The sequence below is a fragment of the Pseudomonas mandelii genome, assembly GCF_024138395.1.
GTDB classification, from domain to species: Bacteria; Pseudomonadota; Gammaproteobacteria; order Pseudomonadales; family Pseudomonadaceae; genus Aquipseudomonas; species Aquipseudomonas mandelii_E.
In genome coordinates, this window is record NZ_JAMYDU010000041.1 from 1 (window position 1) to 22,594 (window position 22,594).

General features: G+C 60.2%; 16 protein-coding genes. 5 read left to right on the forward strand and 11 right to left on the reverse strand.

Features of this window, described 5'->3' with window-relative positions; all coding sequences use genetic code 11:
• Positions 1-118: 118 nt before the first annotated feature.
• A complete protein-coding gene (locus NHU87_RS27650) occupies positions 119-2,116 on the reverse strand; it encodes an alpha-1,4-glucan--maltose-1-phosphate maltosyltransferase (protein ID WP_253554735.1) in 1,998 nt (665 codons plus the stop codon).
• A 215-nt stretch (positions 2,117-2,331) separates the two neighbouring features.
• Between NHU87_RS27650 and NHU87_RS27655 the strand changes: the two genes are divergently transcribed.
• Entirely contained in the window at positions 2,332-2,514 is a 183-nt protein-coding gene (locus NHU87_RS27655; protein ID WP_253554737.1) for a hypothetical protein, read from the forward strand.
• A 98-nt stretch (positions 2,515-2,612) separates the two neighbouring features.
• Here the strand turns inward: NHU87_RS27655 and NHU87_RS27660 are convergent, their stop codons facing one another.
• A complete protein-coding gene (locus NHU87_RS27660; RefSeq protein ID WP_253554740.1) occupies positions 2,613-3,116 on the reverse strand; it encodes an MgtC/SapB family protein in 504 nt (167 codons plus the stop codon).
• A gap of 131 nt (positions 3,117-3,247) precedes the next feature.
• Between NHU87_RS27660 and NHU87_RS27665 the strand changes: the two genes are divergently transcribed.
• The 3 genes from NHU87_RS27665 to mapR all read left to right on the forward strand — a co-directional run bounded on the left by NHU87_RS27665 (position 3,248) and on the right by mapR (position 6,629).
• Complete coding sequence (locus NHU87_RS27665; protein ID WP_253554748.1) at positions 3,248-3,481, forward strand: DUF3203 family protein; 234 nt, start codon at positions 3,248-3,250, stop codon at positions 3,479-3,481.
• A 195-nt stretch (positions 3,482-3,676) separates the two neighbouring features.
• A complete protein-coding gene (gene ccoG / locus NHU87_RS27670) occupies positions 3,677-5,107 on the forward strand; it encodes a cytochrome c oxidase accessory protein CcoG (RefSeq protein ID WP_253554764.1) in 1,431 nt (476 codons plus the stop codon).
• 112 nt (positions 5,108-5,219) lie between these two features.
• Positions 5,220-6,629, forward strand: coding sequence for a GntR family transcriptional regulator MpaR (mapR, locus tag NHU87_RS27675; protein WP_253554767.1), 1,410 nt, complete (start codon positions 5,220-5,222; stop codon positions 6,627-6,629).
• 142 nt (positions 6,630-6,771) lie between these two features.
• Here the strand turns inward: mapR and NHU87_RS27680 are convergent, their stop codons facing one another.
• The 7 genes from NHU87_RS27680 to tpx all read right to left on the reverse strand — a co-directional run bounded on the left by NHU87_RS27680 (position 6,772) and on the right by tpx (position 19,767).
• Positions 6,772-7,518: an SDR family oxidoreductase gene (locus tag NHU87_RS27680; protein WP_253554769.1), complete on the reverse strand. Its 747-nt coding sequence runs from the start codon at positions 7,516-7,518 to the stop codon at positions 6,772-6,774.
• A 178-nt stretch (positions 7,519-7,696) separates the two neighbouring features.
• Positions 7,697-9,778, reverse strand: a complete 2,082-nt coding sequence (locus tag NHU87_RS27685) for a putative bifunctional diguanylate cyclase/phosphodiesterase (RefSeq protein WP_253554779.1) — start codon at positions 9,776-9,778, stop codon at positions 7,697-7,699.
• A 311-nt stretch (positions 9,779-10,089) separates the two neighbouring features.
• On the reverse strand, positions 10,090-11,568 hold the full coding sequence (locus NHU87_RS27690) for an efflux transporter outer membrane subunit (RefSeq protein ID WP_253554781.1): 1,479 nt from the start codon (positions 11,566-11,568) through the stop codon (positions 10,090-10,092).
• Complete coding sequence (locus NHU87_RS27695) at positions 11,565-14,672, reverse strand: efflux RND transporter permease subunit (protein ID WP_253554783.1); 3,108 nt, start codon at positions 14,670-14,672, stop codon at positions 11,565-11,567. The genes NHU87_RS27690 and NHU87_RS27695 overlap by 4 nt, the downstream gene beginning before the upstream one ends.
• On the reverse strand, positions 14,669-17,773 hold the full coding sequence (locus tag NHU87_RS27700; protein ID WP_253554804.1) for an MdtB/MuxB family multidrug efflux RND transporter permease subunit: 3,105 nt from the start codon (positions 17,771-17,773) through the stop codon (positions 14,669-14,671). Before NHU87_RS27700 ends, NHU87_RS27695 begins: the two co-directional genes overlap by 4 nt.
• Entirely contained in the window at positions 17,770-19,086 is a 1,317-nt protein-coding gene (locus NHU87_RS27705; RefSeq protein WP_253554806.1) for an MdtA/MuxA family multidrug efflux RND transporter periplasmic adaptor subunit, read from the reverse strand. Before NHU87_RS27705 ends, NHU87_RS27700 begins: the two co-directional genes overlap by 4 nt.
• Positions 19,087-19,266: 180 nt before the next feature.
• On the reverse strand, positions 19,267-19,767 hold the full coding sequence (gene tpx / locus NHU87_RS27710; protein ID WP_253554809.1) for a thiol peroxidase: 501 nt from the start codon (positions 19,765-19,767) through the stop codon (positions 19,267-19,269).
• 261 nt (positions 19,768-20,028) lie between these two features.
• Between tpx and NHU87_RS27715 the strand changes: the two genes are divergently transcribed.
• Positions 20,029-20,454, forward strand: coding sequence for a YciI family protein (locus tag NHU87_RS27715; RefSeq protein WP_217854749.1), 426 nt, complete (start codon positions 20,029-20,031; stop codon positions 20,452-20,454).
• 139 nt (positions 20,455-20,593) lie between these two features.
• On the opposite strand, the gene NHU87_RS27720 is transcribed toward NHU87_RS27715, so the two are convergent.
• Together NHU87_RS27720 and NHU87_RS27725 are read right to left on the reverse strand one after the other, a co-directional pair.
• Positions 20,594-21,271 (reverse strand): DUF3313 domain-containing protein, encoded by a 678-nt coding sequence (locus NHU87_RS27720; RefSeq protein WP_253554811.1) that lies wholly within the window; start codon positions 21,269-21,271, stop codon positions 20,594-20,596.
• A 134-nt stretch (positions 21,272-21,405) separates the two neighbouring features.
• The gene (locus tag NHU87_RS27725) at positions 21,406-22,374 is read right to left on the reverse strand and encodes a hypothetical protein (protein WP_253554814.1); all 969 of its coding nucleotides are present in this window, start codon (positions 22,372-22,374) and stop codon (positions 21,406-21,408) included.
• Positions 22,375-22,594: the final 220 nt, after the last annotated feature.

Here is a 22,594-nt window from a genome sequence, read left to right on the forward strand (position 1 = left end):
GCAGTCGTGAATCCGGTAGACGCGGTGTGCCCTGATGCACCACAAGTTCTGGTTTGACGACTGCTTCGCAGCCGAACGCAGCCTCGCAGGCTCGACAGCTGCTACCCCCTCGCCACCCTCAGGACGCGGTAATCCTCCAAATCCCGAACGGCAGATGCCACGGTTCGATCCGCATGAACTGGTACTTGCCGTGCCAGGTCCACCGATGGCCGTTCATCAAGTCTTCGCCCTGGGTGCTGGCATCGTCGGGCAAGCCCATTTCCCACAGCGGCAATTCGAAGTTCGCCTCCTGTGCGTGATGCGGATCGAGGCTGACCGCCACTAGAATGAAATTGCTGCCGTCGACGCTGCGTTTGCCGAAATACAGAATGTTGTCGTTCCACGCGTTGTAGACCTTCAGGCCAAGGTGCGTGTGCAGCGCCGGGTTCTGCCGGCGGATGCGGTTGAGCTGGGCGATTTCGGCAATGATGTTGCCCGGCGCATTGAAGTCCCGTGGGCGGATTTCGTATTTCTCGGAATTGAGGTATTCCTCCCGGCCCGGCACCGGTGCCGCTTCACACAGTTCAAAACCCGAATACATGCCCCACAGCCCGGAGCCCATGGTCGCCAGCGCGGCACGAATCAGAAAACCGGCGCGCCCGGATTCATGCAGGAATGCCGGGTTGATGTCCGGCGTATTGACGAAAAAATTCGGCCGGTAGCATTCACGCCACGGCGACTCGTTGAGTTCGGTGAAATAGGTTGCCAGCTCGGTCTTGGTGTTGCGCCAGGTGAAATAGGTATAGCTCTGGGAATAACCGACCTTGCCCAGGCGCGCCATCATCGCCGGCGTGGTGAAGGCTTCGGCGAGGAAGATCACCTCGGGGTACAACGCCCGCACATCGGCGATCATCCACTGCCAGAACGGCAATGGCTTGGTGTGAGGATTGTCGACGCGAAACAGCTTCACGCCCTCCTTGACCCAACCCACCACGATGTCGCGCAGCTCGATCCACAGGCTGGGAATCGCGTCCACGGCATAGAAGTCGACGTTGACGATGTCCTGGTATTTCTTCGGCGGGTTCTCGGCGTATTTGATCGTTCCGTCCGGCCGCCAGTTGAACCAGCCCGGGTGCTGTTTGAGCCACGGGTGGTCCTGGGAACACTGAATCGCAAAGTCGAGGGCGATTTCCAGCCCATGCTCGGCGGCCGCCGCGACGAGTCGGCGAAAGTCCTCGCGCGTGCCCAGTTCCGAATGAATCGCTTCGTGCCCACCCTCTTCGCTGCCAATGGCGTAAGGGCTGCCCGGATCGTCGGGGCCGGCGGTCAACGAATTGTTCGGGCCTTTGCGGTAGCTGCGGCCGATCGGGTGGATCGGCGTGAAATACAGCACGTCGAAGCCCATGTCCTGGATCATCGGCAGCCGCGAATGCACGTCGTTGAAGGTGCCGTGGCGGGCCGGATCATCGGTGATCGAGCGCGGAAACAATTCATACCAGCTAGCGAATTGCGACAGTGTGCGCTCCACCTCCACCGGGTATTCCGGGCTCAGGCTCAGGAAGGGACGATGATCGGCCTGGGCCATCAAGTCCGCGCTGCGTTGGTGCAGAAACAAGGCGACTTGCTCGGTTTCGAGCAATCCGGACAACTCATGGTGCAACGTCGCCAGTTGTTCACTGAGCGGGCCTTCGGAGCGTTCGGCTGCCTGCTGGACGTGCGTGCGTCCTTCCTGCAATTCCAGGCTGACCGAAACGCCGACGGCGTGTTTTTTCTCCAGCTCATAACAAAAACTGGCGAACTGATCGATCCAGGCTTCGAGGCAGAACACGTAACGCCCCTGCTTCTTGACACGAAACTGGCCCTGCCAGCCGTTATTGCCCAGTTCGGTCATCACCTCGCTCTGCCAGGTGTCGTCGTCCTCAGCACGCCAGCGGATGCGCACGGCCAGTTTGTCGTGACCGTCGGCAAACACTTTGCTGGTCACCACCACGTCCTGATCGATGATGGCTTTAACGGCGAATTGCCCGCCATCGAGGGTCGGCATGGTGTTTTCGATCACGATCCGCGGTAACAGTAACGCCTGCGACAGCGGTATATGCGGGTTGTAGCTCAACTCTGTGGGTTTCTCAGCGGTCATCGAGCATCTCTCCTTAACGCCCCAAGGACGCTCTTGTGCCTGGTCGTCGTTCACACGAAGCGATCTGCCCCGGCATGAACTCACTTAAGTTCCGAACAGCAGGCGCCGGTAAAAGTTCAGAGGGATTTGCCAAGCTTTCGGGGAATCAAACTCCCTGAGTACGGGTCAATCAACTTAAGCACGACTCACGCCATCTGCCACTGGAGACTGTTTCGATGAGTATTCCTATCCCCGCCGAGACACCCGATCCGAACATCGATGAGCCGACGACTCCGGCCATACCCCCAACCCCGCCAACCGAACCCGGCCCCGTCCCCGAGCAGGAACCGCCAGGTACCAGCCCGCCACCCCGGGAAGAGCCGCCGAACTCCCAGCCACCGGAAATCGTGAGTCTGTGATGATGTCCCCTGTAGGAGCTGCCGCAGGCTGCGATCTTTTGATTTTGCTCTTTCTTGACGATTGCCGAAGATCAAAAGATCGCAGCCTGCGGCAACTCCTACGGGGGTGGTCGATCTTTTTCCAGTTGGCGCACGACGATAGGCATCACACCGAGAATCACCAACGCCAGCAAGGTACTGAGCACCGCCGTCGCCTCGCGGCCCATCCCGGCCGAAACGCCAATGGCCGCCGTCATCCACAACCCGGCGGCGGTGGTCAGGCCTTTGACATGGGCCTCCTCGCCATCGGCGTTTTTCAGGATAGTCCCCGCACCGAGAAAGCCGATGCCGGCGATCACGCCCTGCACCACCCGACTCATGGCATCGGCCTGGGATCCTGACATCTGCGGCACCAGCACAAACAACGCCGCGCCCAGCGCCACCAGCATATGAGTGCGAACCCCCGCGGCCTTGCCCTTTTGTTCACGCTCGAAGCCGAGAATGCCACCCAGCACGGCGGCCATCAGCAATCGCACGGTAATGCGCGTCAGTTGAGTCGCGTCGCCGATGTCAGCGAACTCCGCTTGCAACGTGACCCAAACCTCATGCCACCAAGTGTCCATGGTGCAGTCCTTGTGATGATGTGATGGCTCGATAAAGGGTGGACCGCACCCACCATTAATCGGTTGCACAGAACGATGACCGGTGGATGGGTCCTAACACTTCAGAATCCGCAGAAAAAAAGGACACCACCATGACCGTGCGCATCGAAAACCAGACCTGCTTCTTCATCACCAAAAACGGCGAAGAAATTCGTCTTTGTGCCGATGTCACCATTAATACCGACCCGGAAAAATCGATGTCGATGGTCGACCTCGACGGCCAGCGCATCTACATCACCGAAGCAGAAGCCGATGCATTGACCGTAGCAGGCGCAGTGGACGGTCGCCGACATTTGAAGTCCACGGACCGTGGTTCGGTGATTTGACTGATCTGCATCAACACCCGCCACAAACACCTGGCATAGGTGTTTGCGGCCAGCCATTGCGGGTGCATCAAGTTGTCGCAGGTGGGTACCCAAAACTCATCTGATCCGCTTTTTATTGCTTTAGCTGAGTCTGTTATGCAAACAGATCGCTGGTCATAGTGCTCAGGCCTGATGGAGGCTGATGAGCGAAAGACCATGAGCGATAGAATCCCCGTCCGAACCGTTGAACCTGCCTCGTTTATAAAAAGCAATGAGCCTTTGCGTCCAAAGATAAAGGCCAAGTCCAGCGACAATCTGATCCATACCCGCAGCTTCACGGGTTTGTTCCGCACCCTGCGCATGAGTGGCGCGGGGGTTCTGTTTCTGCTGTTCTTCGGCACGGTGTGGCTGAACTGGGGCGGCCGCCAGGCGGTGCTATGGGACCTTTCCGAAAGCAAGTTCCACATCTTCGGCGCAACCTTCTGGCCACAGGATTTCATTCTGCTTTCAGCGTTGCTGATCATCGCCGCGTTTGGTCTGTTCGCGATCACTGTATTCGCCGGCAGAGTCTGGTGCGGTTACACCTGCCCGCAGAGTTCCTGGACCTGGATCTTCATGTGGTGCGAGAAGCTCACCGAAGGCGAGCGCAACCAGCGGATCAAACTGCAAGCCGCGCCCTGGGGCCTGAACAAACTGATCCGCCGCTCGGCCAAACACACCTTATGGCTGGCGATCAGCCTGCTCACCGGCCTGACTTTTGTAGGTTACTTCACGCCGATCCGTCCCTTGGCCGAAGAACTGCTGACCTTGCAGATCGGCGGTGTCAGCCTATTCTGGGTCCTGTTCTTCACCGGTGCCACGTACATCAATGCCGGCTGGCTGCGCGAAGCGGTGTGCATGCACATGTGCCCGTATGCGCGCTTCCAGAGCGTGATGTTCGACAAGGACACCCTGACCATTTCCTACGACGTGGCCCGCGGCGAAAACCGTGGCCCACGCAAGCGTGAGGTGAAACCTGTCGAAGTCGGTTTGGGTGATTGCATCGATTGTCAGTTGTGCGTGCAGGTATGCCCGACCGGCATCGACATCCGCGACGGCTTGCAGATGGAATGCATCGGTTGCGCCGCGTGCATCGACGCCTGTGATTCGATCATGGACAAAATGGGCTACGCCCGTGGGCTGATCAGTTACACCTCGGAGCATGAGTTGCAGGGTGGCAAGACCCACCTGCTGCGCCCGCGACTCATCGGTTATACCGCCGTGCTGCTGGTGATGATCGGCGCCCTCGCCCTGGCGCTGGTGGAACGGCCGATGGTGTCGCTGGACGTGAGCAAGGACCGTGGCCTGTTCCGCGAGAACAGTGAAGGCCAGATCGAAAACATCTACAGCCTGAAGGTCATCAACAAGACCCAGCAACGTCAGGATTATCGATTGACGCTGGTCGATGACGACGGCTTCCAGCTGCAAGGCAAGACCGAACTGAGCCTGGCCCCCGGTGAGATCATCGACGTGCCGGTATCGGTAGCCATGACCACGGATCGCCCGAACAGCAGCTCGCAGACCATCGGTTTCAAGATTGTCGACAGCGATGAACCGGACATCTACAGCGTGGCCAACAGCCGGTTTGTTGCGCCGATGAACCGTTGAGCCTTTAAGATGGCGAGCGCTTCGCTCCTGCACACCACGTACTGTAGGAGCGAGGCTTGCCCGCGAAGAAGCCACCGCCGATTTTCCAGAATGCCCCCAACTCGAGCACTCGATGAAACGCTACGAAAAATTCGCCGACGACATCGCTGAACTGATCCGCTCCGGCGTTCTCGGTCCCGGCCAGCGGGTGCCATCGGTGCGCTACGCCAGTCAGACCTACGGCGTCAGCCCATCGACCGTGTTTCAGGCTTATTACCTGCTCGAACGCCGTGGCCTGATCCGCGCCCGCCCGCGTTCCGGCTACTTCGTCAATGCGCATGCACCGAGCCCGTTCTCGGAGCCGGTGATCAGCAGCCAGGTCAACGAGTCCACCGAAGTCGACGTCAGTGAACTGGTGTTCTCGGTGCTGGACTCGATCAAGGATCCGACCACCGTGCCCTTCGGTTCGGCGTTCCCCAGCCCCACACTGTTTCCGCTGCAACGCCTGTCCCGTTCACTGGCCAGTGCCGCCCGGGAAATGGACCCGCGCATGGTGGTCACCGACATGTCGCCGGGTAACCCGCAACTGCGTCGACAAATCGCCCTGCGCTACATGGTCGGCGGGCTGATGCTGCCCATGGAAGAGTTGCTGATCACCAACGGCGCCCTCGAAGCCCTGAACCTGTGCCTGCAAGCGGTGACCGAGCCCGGCGATCTGGTCGCCATCGAAGCCCCGGCGTTTTACGCCAGCCTGCAAGTGCTGGAACGGCTGAAGCTCAAAGCGGTGGAAATTCCCGTCCACCCGCGAGACGGCATCGACCTCGGCGTGCTCGCCCAGACGCTGGAGCGGCATCCGATCAAGGCCTGCTGGTGCATGACCAGTTTCCAGAACCCCATGGGCGCGACCATGCCCGAGGCGAAGAAGCAGGAATTGGTGGAGTTGTTGCGCAGCCATCAAGTGCCGCTGATTGAGGACGATGTCTACGCCGAACTCTATTACGGGCAACAGGCGCCAAAACCGGCCAAGGCCTTCGACACCGAAGGGCTGGTGATGCATTGCGGTTCGTTCGCCAAGAGCCTGGCCCCCGGTTACCGCATCGGCTGGGTCGCCGCTGGGCGCTATGCGCAGAAGATCGAACGCCTGAAACTGATGACATCGCTGTGCGCCTCGATGCCCGCCCAAGCCGCCATCGCCGATTACTTGCAACATGGCGGCTACGACCGGCACCTGCGCAAACTGCGTTACGCCCTGGAAGAACAGCAAAGCGCCATGCTCGCCGCCATCGCCCGCTACTTCCCGGCCCAGACCCGCGTCAGTCAACCGGCCGGAGGCTATTTTCTGTGGCTGGAACTGCCGCCGCAGATGGATTCGCTGAAATTGTTTCAGATGGCATTGGCGCAAGGGATCAGCATCGCGCCGGGGCCGATTTTTTCACCGACCCAGCGGTTTCGAAATTGCATTCGGTTGAATTACGGCAGCCCCTGGACTGAAGATTCGGAGAAGGCGATGGAGACGTTGGGGCGGATTGTGCGGTCGTTCTGAAGGTTTGATGTTGCCAGTACCGGCCTCTTCGCGGGCAAGCCTCGCTCCTACGGGTTTTGCATAAGTCGTGAGAACAAACTGGACCCGTAGGAGCGAGGCTTGCCCGCGAAGGGGCCGGCCGGGACAACGAAAATCTCGAAAATTAACGCCCACCGCCAAGGTCAACAAAAGTCCCCGTCGCATACGAAGCCTTATCCGACAACAACCACACAATCGCCTCTGCCACTTCATCCGGCCGCCCGCCCCGAGCCATCGGGATCGCCGACTCCAGCTTGCTGACCCGATCCGGATCACCGCTCAATGCATGGAAATCGGTGTAGATGTAGCCCGGCCGCACCGCGTTGACGCGAATCCCTTCGCCCGCCACTTCCTTGGACAAACCGATGGTGAAGGTGTCCAGCGCGCCTTTGGACGCGGCGTAGTCGACATATTCGCTGGGGGCGCCCAAGCGGGCTGCGACCGACGACACATTGACGATACTGCCACCCTGTCCGCCATGTTTGGGCGACATGCGCAGAATCGCGTGTTTGGCGCAGAGGATCGGCGCCAGAACGTTGGTCTTGAGGATTTTCAGAACACGGAATTCGGACATTTCGTCGATCCGCGACTTTTGCCCGACAGTGCCGGCGTTGTTCACCAGCGCCGTGACCCGACCGAGTTCGGTGTCTACGCGGTGGAACAGACCGATCACTTCGTCTTCGATGCTGACATCGGCGCGCACCGCAATGGCTTGGGCGCCCAGTGCGCGGACTTGTTCCAGCACACTGTGCGCCGCTTGTTCATCGGACTGGTAGTTGATACAGATCCGATAGCCCTGCTCTGCGGCCAACAGGGCCGTGGCGGCGCCAATTCCGCGGCTGCCGCCGGTGATGACGATGACTTTGTCCATGCAGGCTTTCCCCCCGTTACAAGCGTAAGCAGTCGGGGCCAAGAATAACCGCCATCGCGCGCTTTTGCATGGGTTGTGTGCGGCTGATCTGACGCCTTCGCGGGCAAGCCTCGCTCCTACAGATCACCATCAATCTGTAGGAGCGAGGCTTGCCCGCGAAGAACGACAACGCGGTCTATCAGCCCGCCGCCAATTGCTCCCCGCGGTGAATATCGGCCATGAAGCGATCAGCCGGCAGCGGATGGCCCAGCAGGTAACCCTGCAACGAGTCGCAGCCCAGTTGGGTCAGGAAGTCTTGCTGGACATCGGTTTCCACCCCTTCGGCGACGATCCGCAGGCCCAGCGCCTGGCCGAGGGCGACGATGGCCGAGACGATGGCCGCGTCATCGCTGTCGTGTTCCAGATCGCGGACGAAGCCCCGGTCGATCTTCAATTCATTGGCCGGCAGGCGTTTGAGGTACATCAGGCTCGAATAACCGGTGCCAAAGTCATCGATGGACAGGTCGACGCCCATTTCCGAGAGTTCCTGCAGCACCGTCATGCTCGCATCGGCGTCGCTCATGGCGGTGGTTTCGGTGATTTCCAGGGTCAGGCTGTTGGCCGGCAAATGGTGAGTGGCCAAGGCCTTGGCGACGCTCTGCACCAACCCGGCGTGGCAGAACTGCAAGGCCGAGAGGTTCACCGCGATCCGCCAATCGGTATAACCGAGCACGTACCATTCGCGCATCTGACAGCACGCTTCGTTGAGCACCCACTCGCCGATCGGAATGATCAGCCCGGTCTTCTCCGCGAGGTCAATGAACGTGTCCGGCTGCAGCATGCCTTGGGTCGGGTGCTCCCAGCGCAATAACGCCTCGGCACCCACCGGTCGGCCATTGCCGGCGTCGAACTTGGGTTGATAGTAGAGACTGAATTGCTGCTGATCGACGGCGTTGCGTAGGTCTTGCAGCAACTGCAGCTGTTTGCGCGCGTTACTGTTCATCGAAGCGTCGAAGAAGCGGTGGCCGTTTTTCCCGGCGCCCTTGGCGTGGTACATCGCGGCGTCGGCGTTCATCAGCAACTCCTCGGCGGTCTGACCGTTACCCGGATAGAGCGCGATGCCGACGCTGGCGGAAATCTGCAAGTCATGTTCCGCGACCCGGAACGAGCGCGCGATCAGCCCCACCTGACGCGCCGCCAGGTTCAGCGCGTCATTCGGTTCGGCGAGTTGCACCAGCAACACAAATTCATCGCCACCGATTCGCGCCAGGGTGTCCTGGCTGCGCAAATCTTCACGCAGGCGCAGGCCGACCTCTCGCAGCAACTGGTCGCCCATGTGGTGCCCAAAAGCATCGTTGACCGGTTTGAAGCCGTCCAGATCAATGAACATCAACGCAAAACAGCCGCCCTGCTCCTGCACCCTCGACATCGCCTGATCAATACGGTCGGCCAGCAACACTCGATTCGGCAGCCCGGTCAGGGTGTCGTGCAGGGCCAATTGGGTGAGTTCGCGATTGGCCTCGGTCAGCGATTGAGCGAGGTCGGCGGTGCGAGCTTCCAGGCGTGCATCGAGGATCGACGTCAGCAAGGCAATGCTCAACACGGCGAGGGTGGTGATCAGAACCAGATTGTCCAGGCCCTCGCCGTTCAGGCCATCGGCCGCCGCGCCACAGAAACTGCCGTCGGCAAAGCGTGCCGCGGCCATGCCGGTGTAGTGCATGCCGACGATGGCGATACCCATGATCACCGCTGCACCGCCGCGGATCAGGCGGACATAGGGCGCGTGCCGGCGCAGGCGAAAAGCGATCCACAACGCCGCGCCCGACGCGCCGACGGCAATCAGCAGCGACGCGCTAAACAGTGTGGGGTCGTAATCGATGCCCGGCTGCATGTGCATCGCGGCCATGCCGGTGTAATGCATGGCACTGATGCCAGCGCCCATGACCAGCGCGCCGAACGCCAGCTGCCAGGCCGGCAGTTGTGGCTGGCTGACCAGCCACAGAGCAAAACCGCAGGACAAGACTGCAATCAATAGGGAGAGCGCCGTGAGGGTCGCGTCGTAGCCCAGATCGATCGGCAAGGTGAACGCGAGCATGCCGATGAAATGCATCGACCACACGCCAATCCCCATCGCAAAAGCGCCGCCCGCCGTCCACAGATGCACCGCCCGGCCCTTGGCCGTGGCGATGCGACCGGTGAGGTCGAGCGCGGTATAAGAGGCAAGTATCGCCACACAGAGCGATATGAAAACCAGCGTAATGGAATAACTACCGATGAGCATGGGACTTCTCGCGACCGCCCCCGCCGTGCTGTATTAGTTCTCGGGGAGCAAAGCCGGCGATTGTACTGATTCCGCGGACGAACGCACTCACAAAGTCATCAAAGGGCCATCAAGACGATGAAACGTTTATTTCAGTCACTGATTGCTCGCCCGTAGCAGCTGCCGAGCCTGCGAGGCTGCGTTCGGCGGCGAAGCCGTCGTGAACTCAAACGACGCGGTGTTTCAGGAAGTCCGTATGCACGGGGTTTACGACGGCTACGCCGCCGAACGCAGCCTCGCAGGCTCGGCAGCTGCTACAAGGCTTCGGCGCGCTATTTTTCGCTCACCTGAAGCTGCCCGTCCCACCCGCCGCCCAGTGCGGCAATCAATTGCACGCTGGCGATCAAGCGGCTCTGCAGCAAACTCAAAACGTTGCGTTCGTTGCTCAACGCCGTGGCTTGAACCACCACCACATCCAGATAAGCAATGACCCCGGCCTTGTACTGGTTCTGGGTCAACCGCAGGGATTCTCGCGCCGCATCCAGGGCTTCCTGGCGCACCTTGGCCTCGTCTTCCAGCACCTTGAGCTGCACCAGATAGTTTTCCACCTCACGGAAGCCGTCGAGCACGGTCTGGCGGTATTTGGCGACGGTCTCGTCATAGGCCGCTTCGCTGCGATCGACTTCCGCCGAGCGCTGCCCACCGTCGAACAGGGTCATGGCCAGTTGCGGGCCGACCGACCAGAAGCGGTTCGGCACACTGATCCAGTTGTTAGAGGTGCTGCTGCTGTAACCGCCGTTCAGGCTCAGGGTCAGGTCCGGGTAGTAGGCGGCTTTGGCCACGCCGATATTGGCGTTGGCGGCCATCACTGAGCGCTCGGCGGAGGCGATGTCCGGGCGGCGTTCCAGCAACTGCGAAGGCAGGCTCAGCGGCACCTGCGGCAATGCCGGGATGTCTTGGGTTTCAGCCAGGCTGAACTCGGCCGGCGGCAGACCAATCAGTACAGCGATGGCGTTCTCGAACTGCGCGCGCTGCCAGATCAGGTCGACCATCTCCGCCTGGGTGCTTTTGAGCTGAGTGGTGGCCTGGGCCACTGCGTCCTTGCCGGAGACACCGGCGCGGTACTGGTTTTCGGTCATGGTCAGCGAGCGCTGATAGGCCTCGACTGTCGCCTCCAAAAGACGTTTCTGTTCGTCGATCACCCGCAATTGCAGATAGTTCTGCACCAGCTCCGATTGCTGGCTCAGGCGCATCGCCGCCAAGTCTGCAAAACTCGCCTCGGCGTTGGCCGTGTCGGCTTCCAGGCCTCGGCGCAATTTGCCCCAGACGTCTGCTTCCCAACTGACCCCGGCCTGCGCGGTGTACGTGTCGCGAATACCGCTGGAGGAACTGCTCAGGCTCGAACTGCTGCTACCGGTGCCTTGGCTGGAACGGGTTTTCCCGACGGTCAGGTCCACCGTCGGGAAAAACGCCCCCCGGGCACTGCGCACCAAGGCCTGGGCCTGGCGGTACTGGGCTTCGGACTGGGCGACGGTCTGGTTGGCGCTGTTGAGTTTTTCGATCAGGCCGTTGAGCTGCCGGTCGCCATACAGCTCCCACCAGGCACCGCGCGCCAGAGAATCGCTGGGGTTGGCCTGACGCCAGCCAGCCGCTTCCTTGTACTGTGCCGGCGCGGCGGCTTGCGGGCGCTGGTAATCCGGGCCGATGGCGCAGGCACTGAGCATCGCCACGCACAGCGACAGGCTCAGCAAACGCGAACCTCGGGCCGTGATCAGCGGTGCGATCAGGTTGATAAGCGAACGGTCATTCATAGCGGAGTTTCCAGAGCAGCATCGGTACGCACCCCACGCCAGCGGTTGAAACGATGGCGCAGATTGTCGAGATAGAGGTAAACCACCGGGGTGGTGTAAAGGGTCAGCACCTGGCTGAAGACCAGCCCGCCGATGATGGTCAGGCCCAGCGGCTGACGCATTTCCGCCCCTTCGGCCCGGCTCAGCAGCAACGGCAAGGCGCCGAGAATCGCCGCCAGCGTGGTCATCAGAATCGGCCGCAGCCGTTGCAGGCAGGCGCTACGGATTGATTCCAGCGGTTCCAGGCCCTGATGCCGTTCCAGTTGCAGCGCCAGATCGATCATCAGAATGGCGTTTTTCTTCACCACGCCGATCAACAGAAACAGCCCGAGCAAGGAGATCAGGCTGAACTCGCCGCCCAGCACATAGATCGACAGCAACGCCCCGACCCCGGCCGACGGCAAGGTCGAAAGAATGGTCAGCGGGTGGATGTAACTTTCATACAACACGCCCAACACCAGATACACCGCCACCAGCGCGCCGAGAATCATCCACGGCTGGCTCTTCTGGGTGGCGGCAAACGCATCGGCGGTACCGGCCATTTTCGCGATCACGTCTTCCGGCAAACCGACCTTGGCAATCGCTCGCTCGATGGCCGCCGAGCCCTGCTCCACCGTCACACCTTCAGCCATGTCGAAAGCGATGCTTTCCGAAGCGAACTGGCCTTCGTGGCTGACCCGGTCGTCTTCCAGGCTGTTTTCGTAGTGAGCGATGGTCGACAGCGGAATCCGCGCACCGTCGGCAGTGATCACTTTGACCTGATTCAGGGTGATCGGATCTTGCGCGTATTTCGGGTTGACCTCCATCACCACCTGATACTGGTTGAGGCTGTCGTAGATCGTCGAAATCTGCCGCTGGCTGTAGGCGTTGTTCAGCACCGCGGTGACCATGTCCATGTCCACGCCCAGACGCTTGGCCTGATCGCGATCGACAATCAGGGTCACTTGCTGAGCGCCACGGCCTTCGCGCGCATCAATCGCCGTCAGTTCCGGCAGCGCCTTGAGGGCGGTGACGACTTTCGGATACCACTCGCGCAACGCGCCGAGATCGCCGCTTTGCAGGATGTAGGAATATTGCGAGGAGGTCTGCTCGCGGCCACCGCCAAATTGCAGGTCCTGATCGGCCATCAGCATCAATTGCGCGCCGGGCACCTTGGGCATTTCCTTGCGCAGGCGTTCGATGACTTTCTGCGCGGACAGGTTGCGTTCCTTGATCGGCTTGAGCCGCACCAGCATGAAAGCGTTGTTGGTACCGTTGCTGCCACCGATGAACCCGGCGACGCTTTGCACCGCCTCGTCCTTGAGCACGGCGCGGCGGAAGATTTCCATCTTCGGCTGCATCACGCTGAACGACAGGCCATCGTCGCCGCGCACGAAACCGATCAACTGGCCGGTGTCCTGCTGAGGTAAAAATGTTTTAGGAACAACGATATACAGCGCGATATTCACGCCAATCGTCACGATCAGGCTGAGCAAGGTCAGCCGTCGGTGACGCAGCACCCAGTCGAGGCTGGTGGCGTATTTGCCGACCATCCACTCGTTGGTTTGTTGGCTCCAGCGTTGCAAATGGTTTTCCTGCCCCGGCGTGTGTGGCTTGAGCCAGCGCGCGCAGAGCATTGGCGTCAGTGTCAGCGACACCAGCAACGACACCACAATGGCCGCCGCCAAGGTGATGGAAAACTCGCGGAACAGGCTTTCGATGATTCCGCCCATGAACAGGATCGACAGGAACACCGCCACCAGCGAGACGTTCATCGACAGCAGCGTGAAACCGACTTCCTCGGCCCCGAGGTAGGCAGCCTTCATCGGCGGCACGCCTTTGTCGATGTGCCGGGAAATGTTCTCCAGCACCACGATGGCGTCGTCCACCACCAGCCCGGTGGCCAGGATCAGCGCCATCAGCGACAGGTTGTTCAGGGAGAACCCATAGAGGTACATCACCGCAAACGTGCCCACCAGCGACACCGGTACAGCCAAGGTCGGAATCAGCGAGGCACGGAAATTACCGAGGAACAGGAACACCACCAGAATCACCAGCACCACGGCAATCAGCAGGGTCATTTCCGCTTCGTGCAGAGTGGCCTTGATCACCGGCGAACGGTCCATCGCCAGGTTCAGCTTGACGCTGGCCGGCAGCACGGCCTGCAGCGCCGGCAACTGCGCCTTGATCTCGTTGACCGTCTCGATGATGTTGGCGCCGGCCTGGCGGTTGATCACCAGCAATACCGCCGCGTCATCATTGAAGAACCCGCTGTTGTAGCGGTCCTCGACGCCGTCGCTGACCTTGGCCACATCCTTCAGGCGCAGGGCCGCGCCATCCGCGTAGTGAATGATCAGCGACTCGTAATCCTTGGCCTTTTCCAGTTGATCGTTGGCCTGAACCTGCCACAACCGCTGGCCATCTTCGACCGAGCCCTTGGGCCGGCGCACGTTGGCGTTGGCGATGGTGGTGCGCACGTCGTCCAGGGCCACGCCGTACTGGTTGAGCGCCTGGGGTTCGAGTTCGATGCGCACCGCCGGCAACGAGCTGCCACCGATCTGCACCTCACCGACGCCCTGCACCTGCGACAGGCTCTGGGACAAGATGGTCGAGGCCAAGTCATAGAGCTGGCCTTTTTCCAGCACATCCGAGGTCAGCGAAAGCACCATGATCGGCGCCTGGGATGGATTGACCTTCTTGTAGGTCGGCATACTGCGCATGCCGCTCGGCAACAAATTGCGCGAGGCGTTAATCGCCGCCTGCACTTCCCGCGCCGCGCCGTTGATGTCGCGGTCCAGGTCGAACTGCAGAATCACCCGGGTCGAACCCTGGCTGGAACGGCTGCTCATGGTGTTGACCCCGGCGATGGCGCCGAAGGAGCGCTCAAGCGGCGTGGCCACAGTCGAAGCCATGACCTCCGGACTTGCACCGGGCAAACTCGCCTGAACCACGATCACCGGAAAGTCCATCTGCGGCAGTGGCGATACCGGCAACAGGCCGAAGCTCACGCCGCCCAGCAACATGATCGCCAGGCTCAGCAACATCGTCGCGACCGGGCGCTTGATGAAAGGTCCGGACAGGTTCATGGCTGCTCTACCGGTTCCACGGACTCGGACTTACGGCCCCAGCGCCGCCCGAGGCGGTCGAAGTACAAGTAGATGACAGGCGTGGTGAACAGCGTCAACACCTGACTCAGCAGCAAGCCACCGACCATCACCAGACCCAAAGGCTGGCGCAGTTCCGCGCCGGAGCCGGTGGCCAGCATCAGTGGCACCGCACCGAACAACGCCGCCAGGGTGGTCATCAGAATCGGCCGGAAGCGCAGCAGCGCTGCCTGATAGATCGCGGTTTGCGGGTCCATGCCTTGGTTGCGTTCCGCCTCGAGGGCGAAGTCGATCATCATGATCGCGTTCTTTTTCACGATACCGATCAGCAGGATGATGCCGATGATCGCGATCATCCCCAGGTCATTGCCGCTCAACAGCAACGCCAGCAAGGCGCCGACGGCCGCCGAGGGCAAGGTCGAGAGAATGGTGATCGGGTGAATGTAGCTCTCGTAGAGCACGCCGAGCACGATGTACATGGTCACCACCGCCGCCAGAATCAGCAGCAAGGTGCTCGACAGCGACGCCTGGAACGCTTCGGCCGCGCCCTGGAACTGGGTCTGCACGCCGATTGGCATACCGATGTCTTTCTGCACCTGATCGATGATCTCGACCGCATGCCCCAGTGCCACGCCGGGCGCCAGGTTGAAGGACATCATCACCGCCGGGAACTGGCCGATATGGGTGATCGCCAGTTGCGCCTGACGCTCCTCGACATGCGCCAGGCTGGACAGGCGCACCTGACCGCCATCGGTGGTCTTGACGTGAATCTGGTTCAGCGCATCCGGGCCGATCTTCTCGCCGGACTGCGATTGCAGCACCACGCGGTATTGGCTGGCCTGGGTGTAAATGGTGGAAATCTGCCGCTGACCGAAAGCGTCATACAGCGCATCGGTGATGTTCGACACTGATACGCCGACCCGCGACGCCGCATCACGGTCGATCACCAGATACACCTGCAAGCCCTTGTCCTGCAAATCGCTGGCGACGTCGGTCAGCTCCGGCCGTTGCGCCAGGGCCTCCACCAGCCGCCCGCTCCACAGGCTGAGCAACTCGGCATCCGGCGACGACATGCTGAACTGGTACTGCGTGCGGCTGACCCGGTCTTCGATGGTCAGGTCCTGCACCGGCTGCATGAACAGGCGAATGCCGATCAGCTTGTCCAGTTCCGGTTGCAGACGCGCGATCACTTCGGTGGCGCTCAAGTCGCGATTGCTGTGGGATTTGAGGTTGATCAGCAGCCGACCGCTGTTCAGCGTCGAATTGTCGCCGTCGACCCCGATGTAGGACGACAGGCTCTCGACCGCCGGATCGGCGAGAATCACCTTGGCCAGTTCCTGCTGCCGCTCGCTCATCGCCGCAAATGAAATCGACTGCGGCGCCTCGGAGATACCCTGGATCACCCCGGTGTCCTGCACCGGGAAGAAGCCCTTGGGCACCACCATGTACAGGAACACCGTCAGCGCCAGCGTGCCGATAGCCACCATCAAGGTCAGCGGCTGGTGCTTGAGAACCCACGTTAACTTGCGCCCGTAAGCCGCGATCATCCAATCAATTGCGGCGCCACTGGAGCGATAGAACCGGCCCTGTTCTGCTTCCTTGGGTTCACGCTTGAGCAGCCGCGCGCACATCATCGGTGTCAGGGTCAGGGAGACGACGAGGGAAATCAGGATCGCCACCGCCAGGGTGATCGCGAACTCGCGGAACAAGCGCCCCACCACGTCCGCCATGAACAGCAGTGGAATCAGTACCGCAATCAGCGACAGCGTCAGGGAGATCAGGGTGAAGCCAATCTGCTTGGCGCCCTTGAGCGCCGCTTGGAGCGGGCTGTCGCCCTCTTCGATATATCGGGAAATGTTCTCCAGCATGACAATCGCATCGTCCACCACGAAACCGGTGGCGATGGTCAGCGCCATCAGGGTCAGGTTGTTGACCGAAAACCCCGCGAGGTACATCACGCCGAAAGTGCCGATCAACGACAGCGGCACGGCCACCGACGGAATAATGGTGGCGCTGGCCCGCCGCAAGAACAGGAACGTAACCATCACCACCAGCGCGATGGCGATCAGCAGTTCATGTTGCACATCAGTGACCGAGGCGCGGATGGTCTGGGTGCGGTCGGTGAGCACCGTGACGTCGAGGCCCGCCGGCAGGTTGTCGGTGATGCTCGGCAGCAAAGCCTTGATCCGGTCGACCACTTCAATGACGTTGGCGCCGGGCTGGCGCTGGATGTTCAGCAACACCGCCTGATTTTCATTGGCCCACGCCGCCAGACGTTCGTTCTCGGCACCGTCGACGATCTCTGCCACGTCCTTGAGCCGCAACGGTGCGCCGTTGCTGTAGGCGAGGATCAGGTTGGCGTAGTCCTTGGGTGAAGTCAGCTGGTCGTTGGCGTCGAGCATCGACACCCGGGTCGGGCCGTCGAAGTTGCCCTTGGGCTGATTGACGTTGGAAGCGCCGATCAGAGTGCGCACGTCCGACAGGTTCAGGCCACTGGCCGCCAGAGCCTCGGGGTTGACCTTGATGCGCACCGCCTGACGCTGGCCGCCGGCAATGGTGACCATGCCGACGCCGCTGATCTGGGCGATTTTCTGCGCCATACGCGTGTCGACCAAATCATTGAGTTTGGGCAACAGCATGGTTTTCGAGGTGATGGCCAACGTCAGCACCGGGGTGTCCGCCGGGTTGACCTTGTTGTACACCGGCGGCGCCGGCAAATCCTTGGGCAGCAAATTGGTCGCGGCGTTGATCGCGGCCTGCACCTGCTGTTCGGCAACGTCCATGTTGATATCGAGGCTGAACCGCAGGGTCAGCACCGAAGCGCCGCCGGAACTGGTGGAGGCCATCTGGGTCAGGCCGGGCATCTGCCCGAACTGACGCTCCAGTGGCGCAGTCACGGCGCTGGTCATGACATCCGGGCTGGCGCCGGGATAGAGCGTCATGACGCGGATAGTCGGGTAATCGACCTGAGGCAATGCCGACACCGGCAGCAGCCGATAAGCGATCACGCCGGCCAGAATAATCGCCAGCATGCTCAGGGTGGTGGCGACCGGGCGAAGGATGAACAGCCGCGAGATGTTCATGCGCCGCCCTTTTTCGCCTTGTCGGTGGCCGTCGCCTCAGGCGCAGTGGCGGCCGACTTGCCTTGCAGGTGTTCGGTGGGAGTGGTTGGCACGTCCTTGGGATCGTTGACCACTTCCACTTCGCTGCCTTCCTTCAAGCGGTCGGTGCCTTCCAGCACCACCCGATCGCCAGCGGCCAGGCCTTCGGTGATCACCGTGTTGTCACCATCACTGGCGCCGACTTTCAATTGACGGATGGTGACCTTCTTGTCGCCGTCCATGGCATAGACAAACGTGCCGTTGGTGCCGAACTGGATCGCCGCCGAGGGCGCAAGCACCACACCCTTGAGGGTGTCGGCCAGCAAGTGGACGTTGACGAATTGATTAGGGAACAGCGCTTGATCGCGGTTCTCGTAGCGGGCCTTGAATTTCAGGGTGCCGGTGGTGACGTCGATCTGGTTGTCCAGGCTCTGTAACACGCCGGTGGCCTGCAGTTTGGTATCGCCACGATCCCAGGCTTCCGCGGGCAGTCTGGCGCCGGTGCGATAGCGGGCCAGCACGGTGTCCAGGCTGTTTTCCGGCAAGGTAAACGCCACGCTGATCGGTTGGGTCTGGGTGATGATCACCAGCGCCGTGGTGTCGTTGGCCGCGACGAGGTTGCCGACGTCCAGCTGACGCAGGCCCACACGCCCGGCGATCGGCGCGCGAATTTTGGTGAATTCCAGATTGAGCTTGGCGTCGTTGACCGCCGCCTGATTGGTCTTGACCGTGCCCAGGTACTGGCCGACCAATGCTTCGGCGGTGTCCAGGGTTTGCTTGGCGATACTGTCTTCGCGGTACAGCCCGCGATAACGCTCGACATCGACCTGAGCATTCTTCAGTTGTGCCTGATTCTGCAGCAAGGTGCCTTCGGCCTGGAGCAAGGCGTTCTGGTAAGGACGCGGATCGATCTCGGCCAGCAGGTCGCCCGCCTTGACCATCTGCCCTTCTTCGAACGAAATCTTGATCAGTTCGCCGCCCACCCGGCTGCGCACATTGATGGTGTTCAGCGCGGTCACGGTGCCCAGCGCCTTGTAATACAGCGGAAAATCGCCTTTGACCGCTGGCGCCACGCGCACCGGAACCGGACCGCTCGCCCCACCAAACCCCGGACGCATCCCCCCCGACCGGCCTGTATGCCCGGCAACGGCTTTCTGCCCTGCACCCTCTTTCGGGCTGCTGCCGGCAGGCCAGAATTTCCAGCACAGGCCAGCGATGACCAACAGGACAAGCAGGCCGAACAGCCAACGACGAGGATTACGGGAAGCGGAGGATTGCATGGAATGATCAACCATTGGGCGCGTGAAGCTTCTTTCTACAGGAGGCTGAACGATAAGCACTGGCGGGTATTAAGCAAAGCGCCTTTACCGGCAATTTACCTTTGGCTTACGTAACAGGAGATTTGGCTAAGACACTGAAGCACAAATGAAAACGGCCTGGACAGGGCCAGGCCGTTAACAATTGTAAAACTTCGCTTATTTCAGAACGGCAAGTGCTGCGTCGTAGTTCGGCTCTTCAGCAATTTCCTTGACCAGTTCGCTGTGCAGGACCTTGTCGTTTTCGTCCAGCACCACGACGGCACGGGCGGTCAGGCCTTTGAGTGGGCCATCGGCAATCGCCACGCCGTAGTTCTCGATGAACTCGGCACCGCGCAGGGTCGAAAGGTTCTGCACGTTTTCCAGACCTTCGGCGCCGCAGAAACGAGCCTGGGCGAACGGCAGGTCAGCGGAGATGCACAGCACGACGGTGTTGGCGATGTCATTGGCCTGGGCGTTGAACTTGCGCACGGAAGTGGCGCAGGTCGGGGTGTCGACGCTTGGGAAGATGTTCAGCACTTTGCGCTTGCCGGCGAAATCCTTCAGGGAAACGTCCGACAGATTGCCGGCAACCAGGGAAAAGGCTGGCGCCTGGGAACCGGCTTGTGGCAATTGGCCGTTGACTTGAACCGGGTTGCCTTTAAGAGTGACTTGAGCCATGAACGGAGTCCTTCTGAACGTTGATGTAGAGAATTTTGACGAGGCCGAAGTTAACCACGAAATGGTCTGGCGACCTATGCCCAGATACAAATTGTGATATGTCGTCGCACAAAACTGGACACAAATCGTCATGCAAACTCATGTAGGGGGGATACGGGGTATCAGAAAGTTTGTAGCTATCCTCCTTTAGCAGCGCTGTCGAATCAGGACACGCCCATTCGACTATGCAGTGAGTCACTCAAATCCCACGGAGACAAGACCATGCGATTCATGATCATTGTGAAAGCCAGCCCGGATTCCGAGGCTGGCGTGATGCCCAGCGAAGAACTGATGACCGCGATGGGTAATTTCAACGAGGAACTGGCCAAGGCCGGCATTCTTATCGATTGCGACGGCCTGCAGCCCAGCAGCAAAGGCGCCCGTGTGCGTTTCTCGGGTGACCAGCGCACGGTGATCGACGGCCCGTTCGCCGCGACCAAAGAGCTGATTGCCGGCTATTGGATATGGCAGGTGAAGTCGAAAGAGGAAGCCATCGAGTGGGTCAAGCGCTGCCCCAACCCTATGCCAGGTACAGAGGCCGAGATCGAGATTCGCCAAGTGTACGAGGCCGAAGACTTCGGTGCCGAATTCACACCGCAGTTGCGCGAGCAGGAAGAACGAGTGCGCGCGCAGGCGAAAAAGCACTGAAGCTTGATAAGCCTGAAAGACCGCTTTCGCGAGCAGGCTCGCTCCCACATTTGATCTCTGGCGTACACAAAATCTGTGATCGAAACAGAATCAATGTGGGAGCGAGCCTGCTCGCGAAGAGGCCCTCAGCCCCGCCGCATTACTTGGACTCGGACTTGAGCTTCAGATACGACTGATGCAGATCTGACGCCCAGCCATCGATCACGTTTTTCACGTCATTGGGCTTCATCACCTGATCTGCGTTATCCAGCGGTTTGCCGGTGCCCTTGCGCACGACTTGGGCGAGGACTTTGTTGTTGCCGCCATCAAGAAACACTGCTTCGGTGGCCAGATCGGTTTCCTGGTCGCGAATGCCAGTGGCAGTGCTGACTGCCGCTGCCACCAGAGCGATCGGGATGACCTCATAAGGCTTGAGGCCTTCGGTCTTGCTGCTGACGGCGGTGATCGCCGCACGCACCACCATCACGCCAGGCCCGGGGCCGGAGGCCAGTGGCAGGGATCTGCCTATTTCGCGTTTAAGTGCCTGATCGTAGTAGCTGGTGATGCCGTTCAGTGTGGTCTGAGGGATTTTCACCGTCGGTTCCGGTTTGGGGTAGAGCTGGGTCGGCTCGATGTAGACACTGGAGAATTTGTTGATATCAAGCTTGGGGTCCATCCAGCGCATCACCACGGCACCCGAAGGCGACTTGGCTTCCTTCAGCTGACTGTAGTCCTTGAGAAAGCCGGAATACTGGTCTGGCTCGACGACTTTGCTGGAGCAGCCCACCATCCCGATAGAGGCGATGCACAGGGTGCTCATCATTAACGCAAGCTTCATGCTTTGTAACTCCTGTCAGAAGGCCGGGCAACAATATTGCGTATGGGAATTACAGGTATAGCCAATACTCGGCGTTTTGTTATCAAAACATACAATATTCATCTATTGCTTCAACTGCTACACAGATTGAGACATCACCACGAAGATCCGCTTTTCGCTGCCAGCTCCCGCCGACTGTTCGCGCGCATCGCCTTGATCAACGAGACCGTGCCCACCAGGATAATCACCGCGGCGAACAGGAAGTCGATGGTGTACAGCTGGAAGTCGTTCAACGGCCCCACCAGAAACACCCGAATCGCACCAATGCTCACCAGCGTCGCAAGAAAATCGATGCCCGGCTCATCGCGATAAAACACGTGCAGCAGCGGCAGGCACATCACCAGCAACAACAGCAGCACAATCACTTTGAACGAGCCCTTGCGCTCGACGCTGAACGCGCATTCGTTGGCGCCGTAAGGCTTGTAGTCTTCTTCGCGAATCAACGAGCTTTTCTCGTTGATGTACTCGACACGGTTGTACTTCTGGGTCGGCGTAAAGGTGTTCGACATCTCCATGCTGGTGGTGATGTTCCTGAACTTCAAATCGATGCGCTCGTTGCCCTTGAGGATGTACAGCACCGGTTTGTAGCCGTAGCGATAGGTGTCGAACGGAAAGTCCGTCGACTGTCCCTGGACCCCGATGGGTCTGGACTCAAGTTCCGCGTAAGCACTTTTGTTGACCGAAGACAGGTTACGGCTCAGGAGTTTGATCTTGACCTGTTCCATGAGAATCGGCGCAATGCCGTAGGACCATTGCATGGGCTCCATGCGCAGCCGCAGTTCGTTGCGGCCCAAATCATAACGATCGAAAGTTCGCTCGGAAACAATCACCGCGCCCGAGAGCATGAACTCGCCGTGGACGTTGTTGGTAATGTGCAACGACAGTCGGTCCTTGCCCGAGCCGGTGGCATCGCTGGCCGGAGGCGTGCCGCACCAGGCGTAACTGCTGAACGTCTCCCCGAGCTGGCCGTTGCGGTTCTCTTTAAACACGTAAAAATAACTGCCCCACAGGGCCGCCATCAGCAGCAACGCGAAAAGCCCTAAAATCTTCTTGCCCACGCTCAAACCAGACTCCTTTCTTTTGCTGACTCCTTATGAGGCGCGGACTCTACCAAAATGCCATCACTGGCCCAAGCAAAAATACCCAGACAATAGAGATCCCTGTGCGAAGGGGCTTGCTCCGGGCCGGCAAGTTAAAACACAGAACCTGTGGGAGATTCTATGTTGCAGGACAACCCCGCAACTTCAGGTCGGCTGGTATTCGCTCTGATTTTTCATCAGGGCA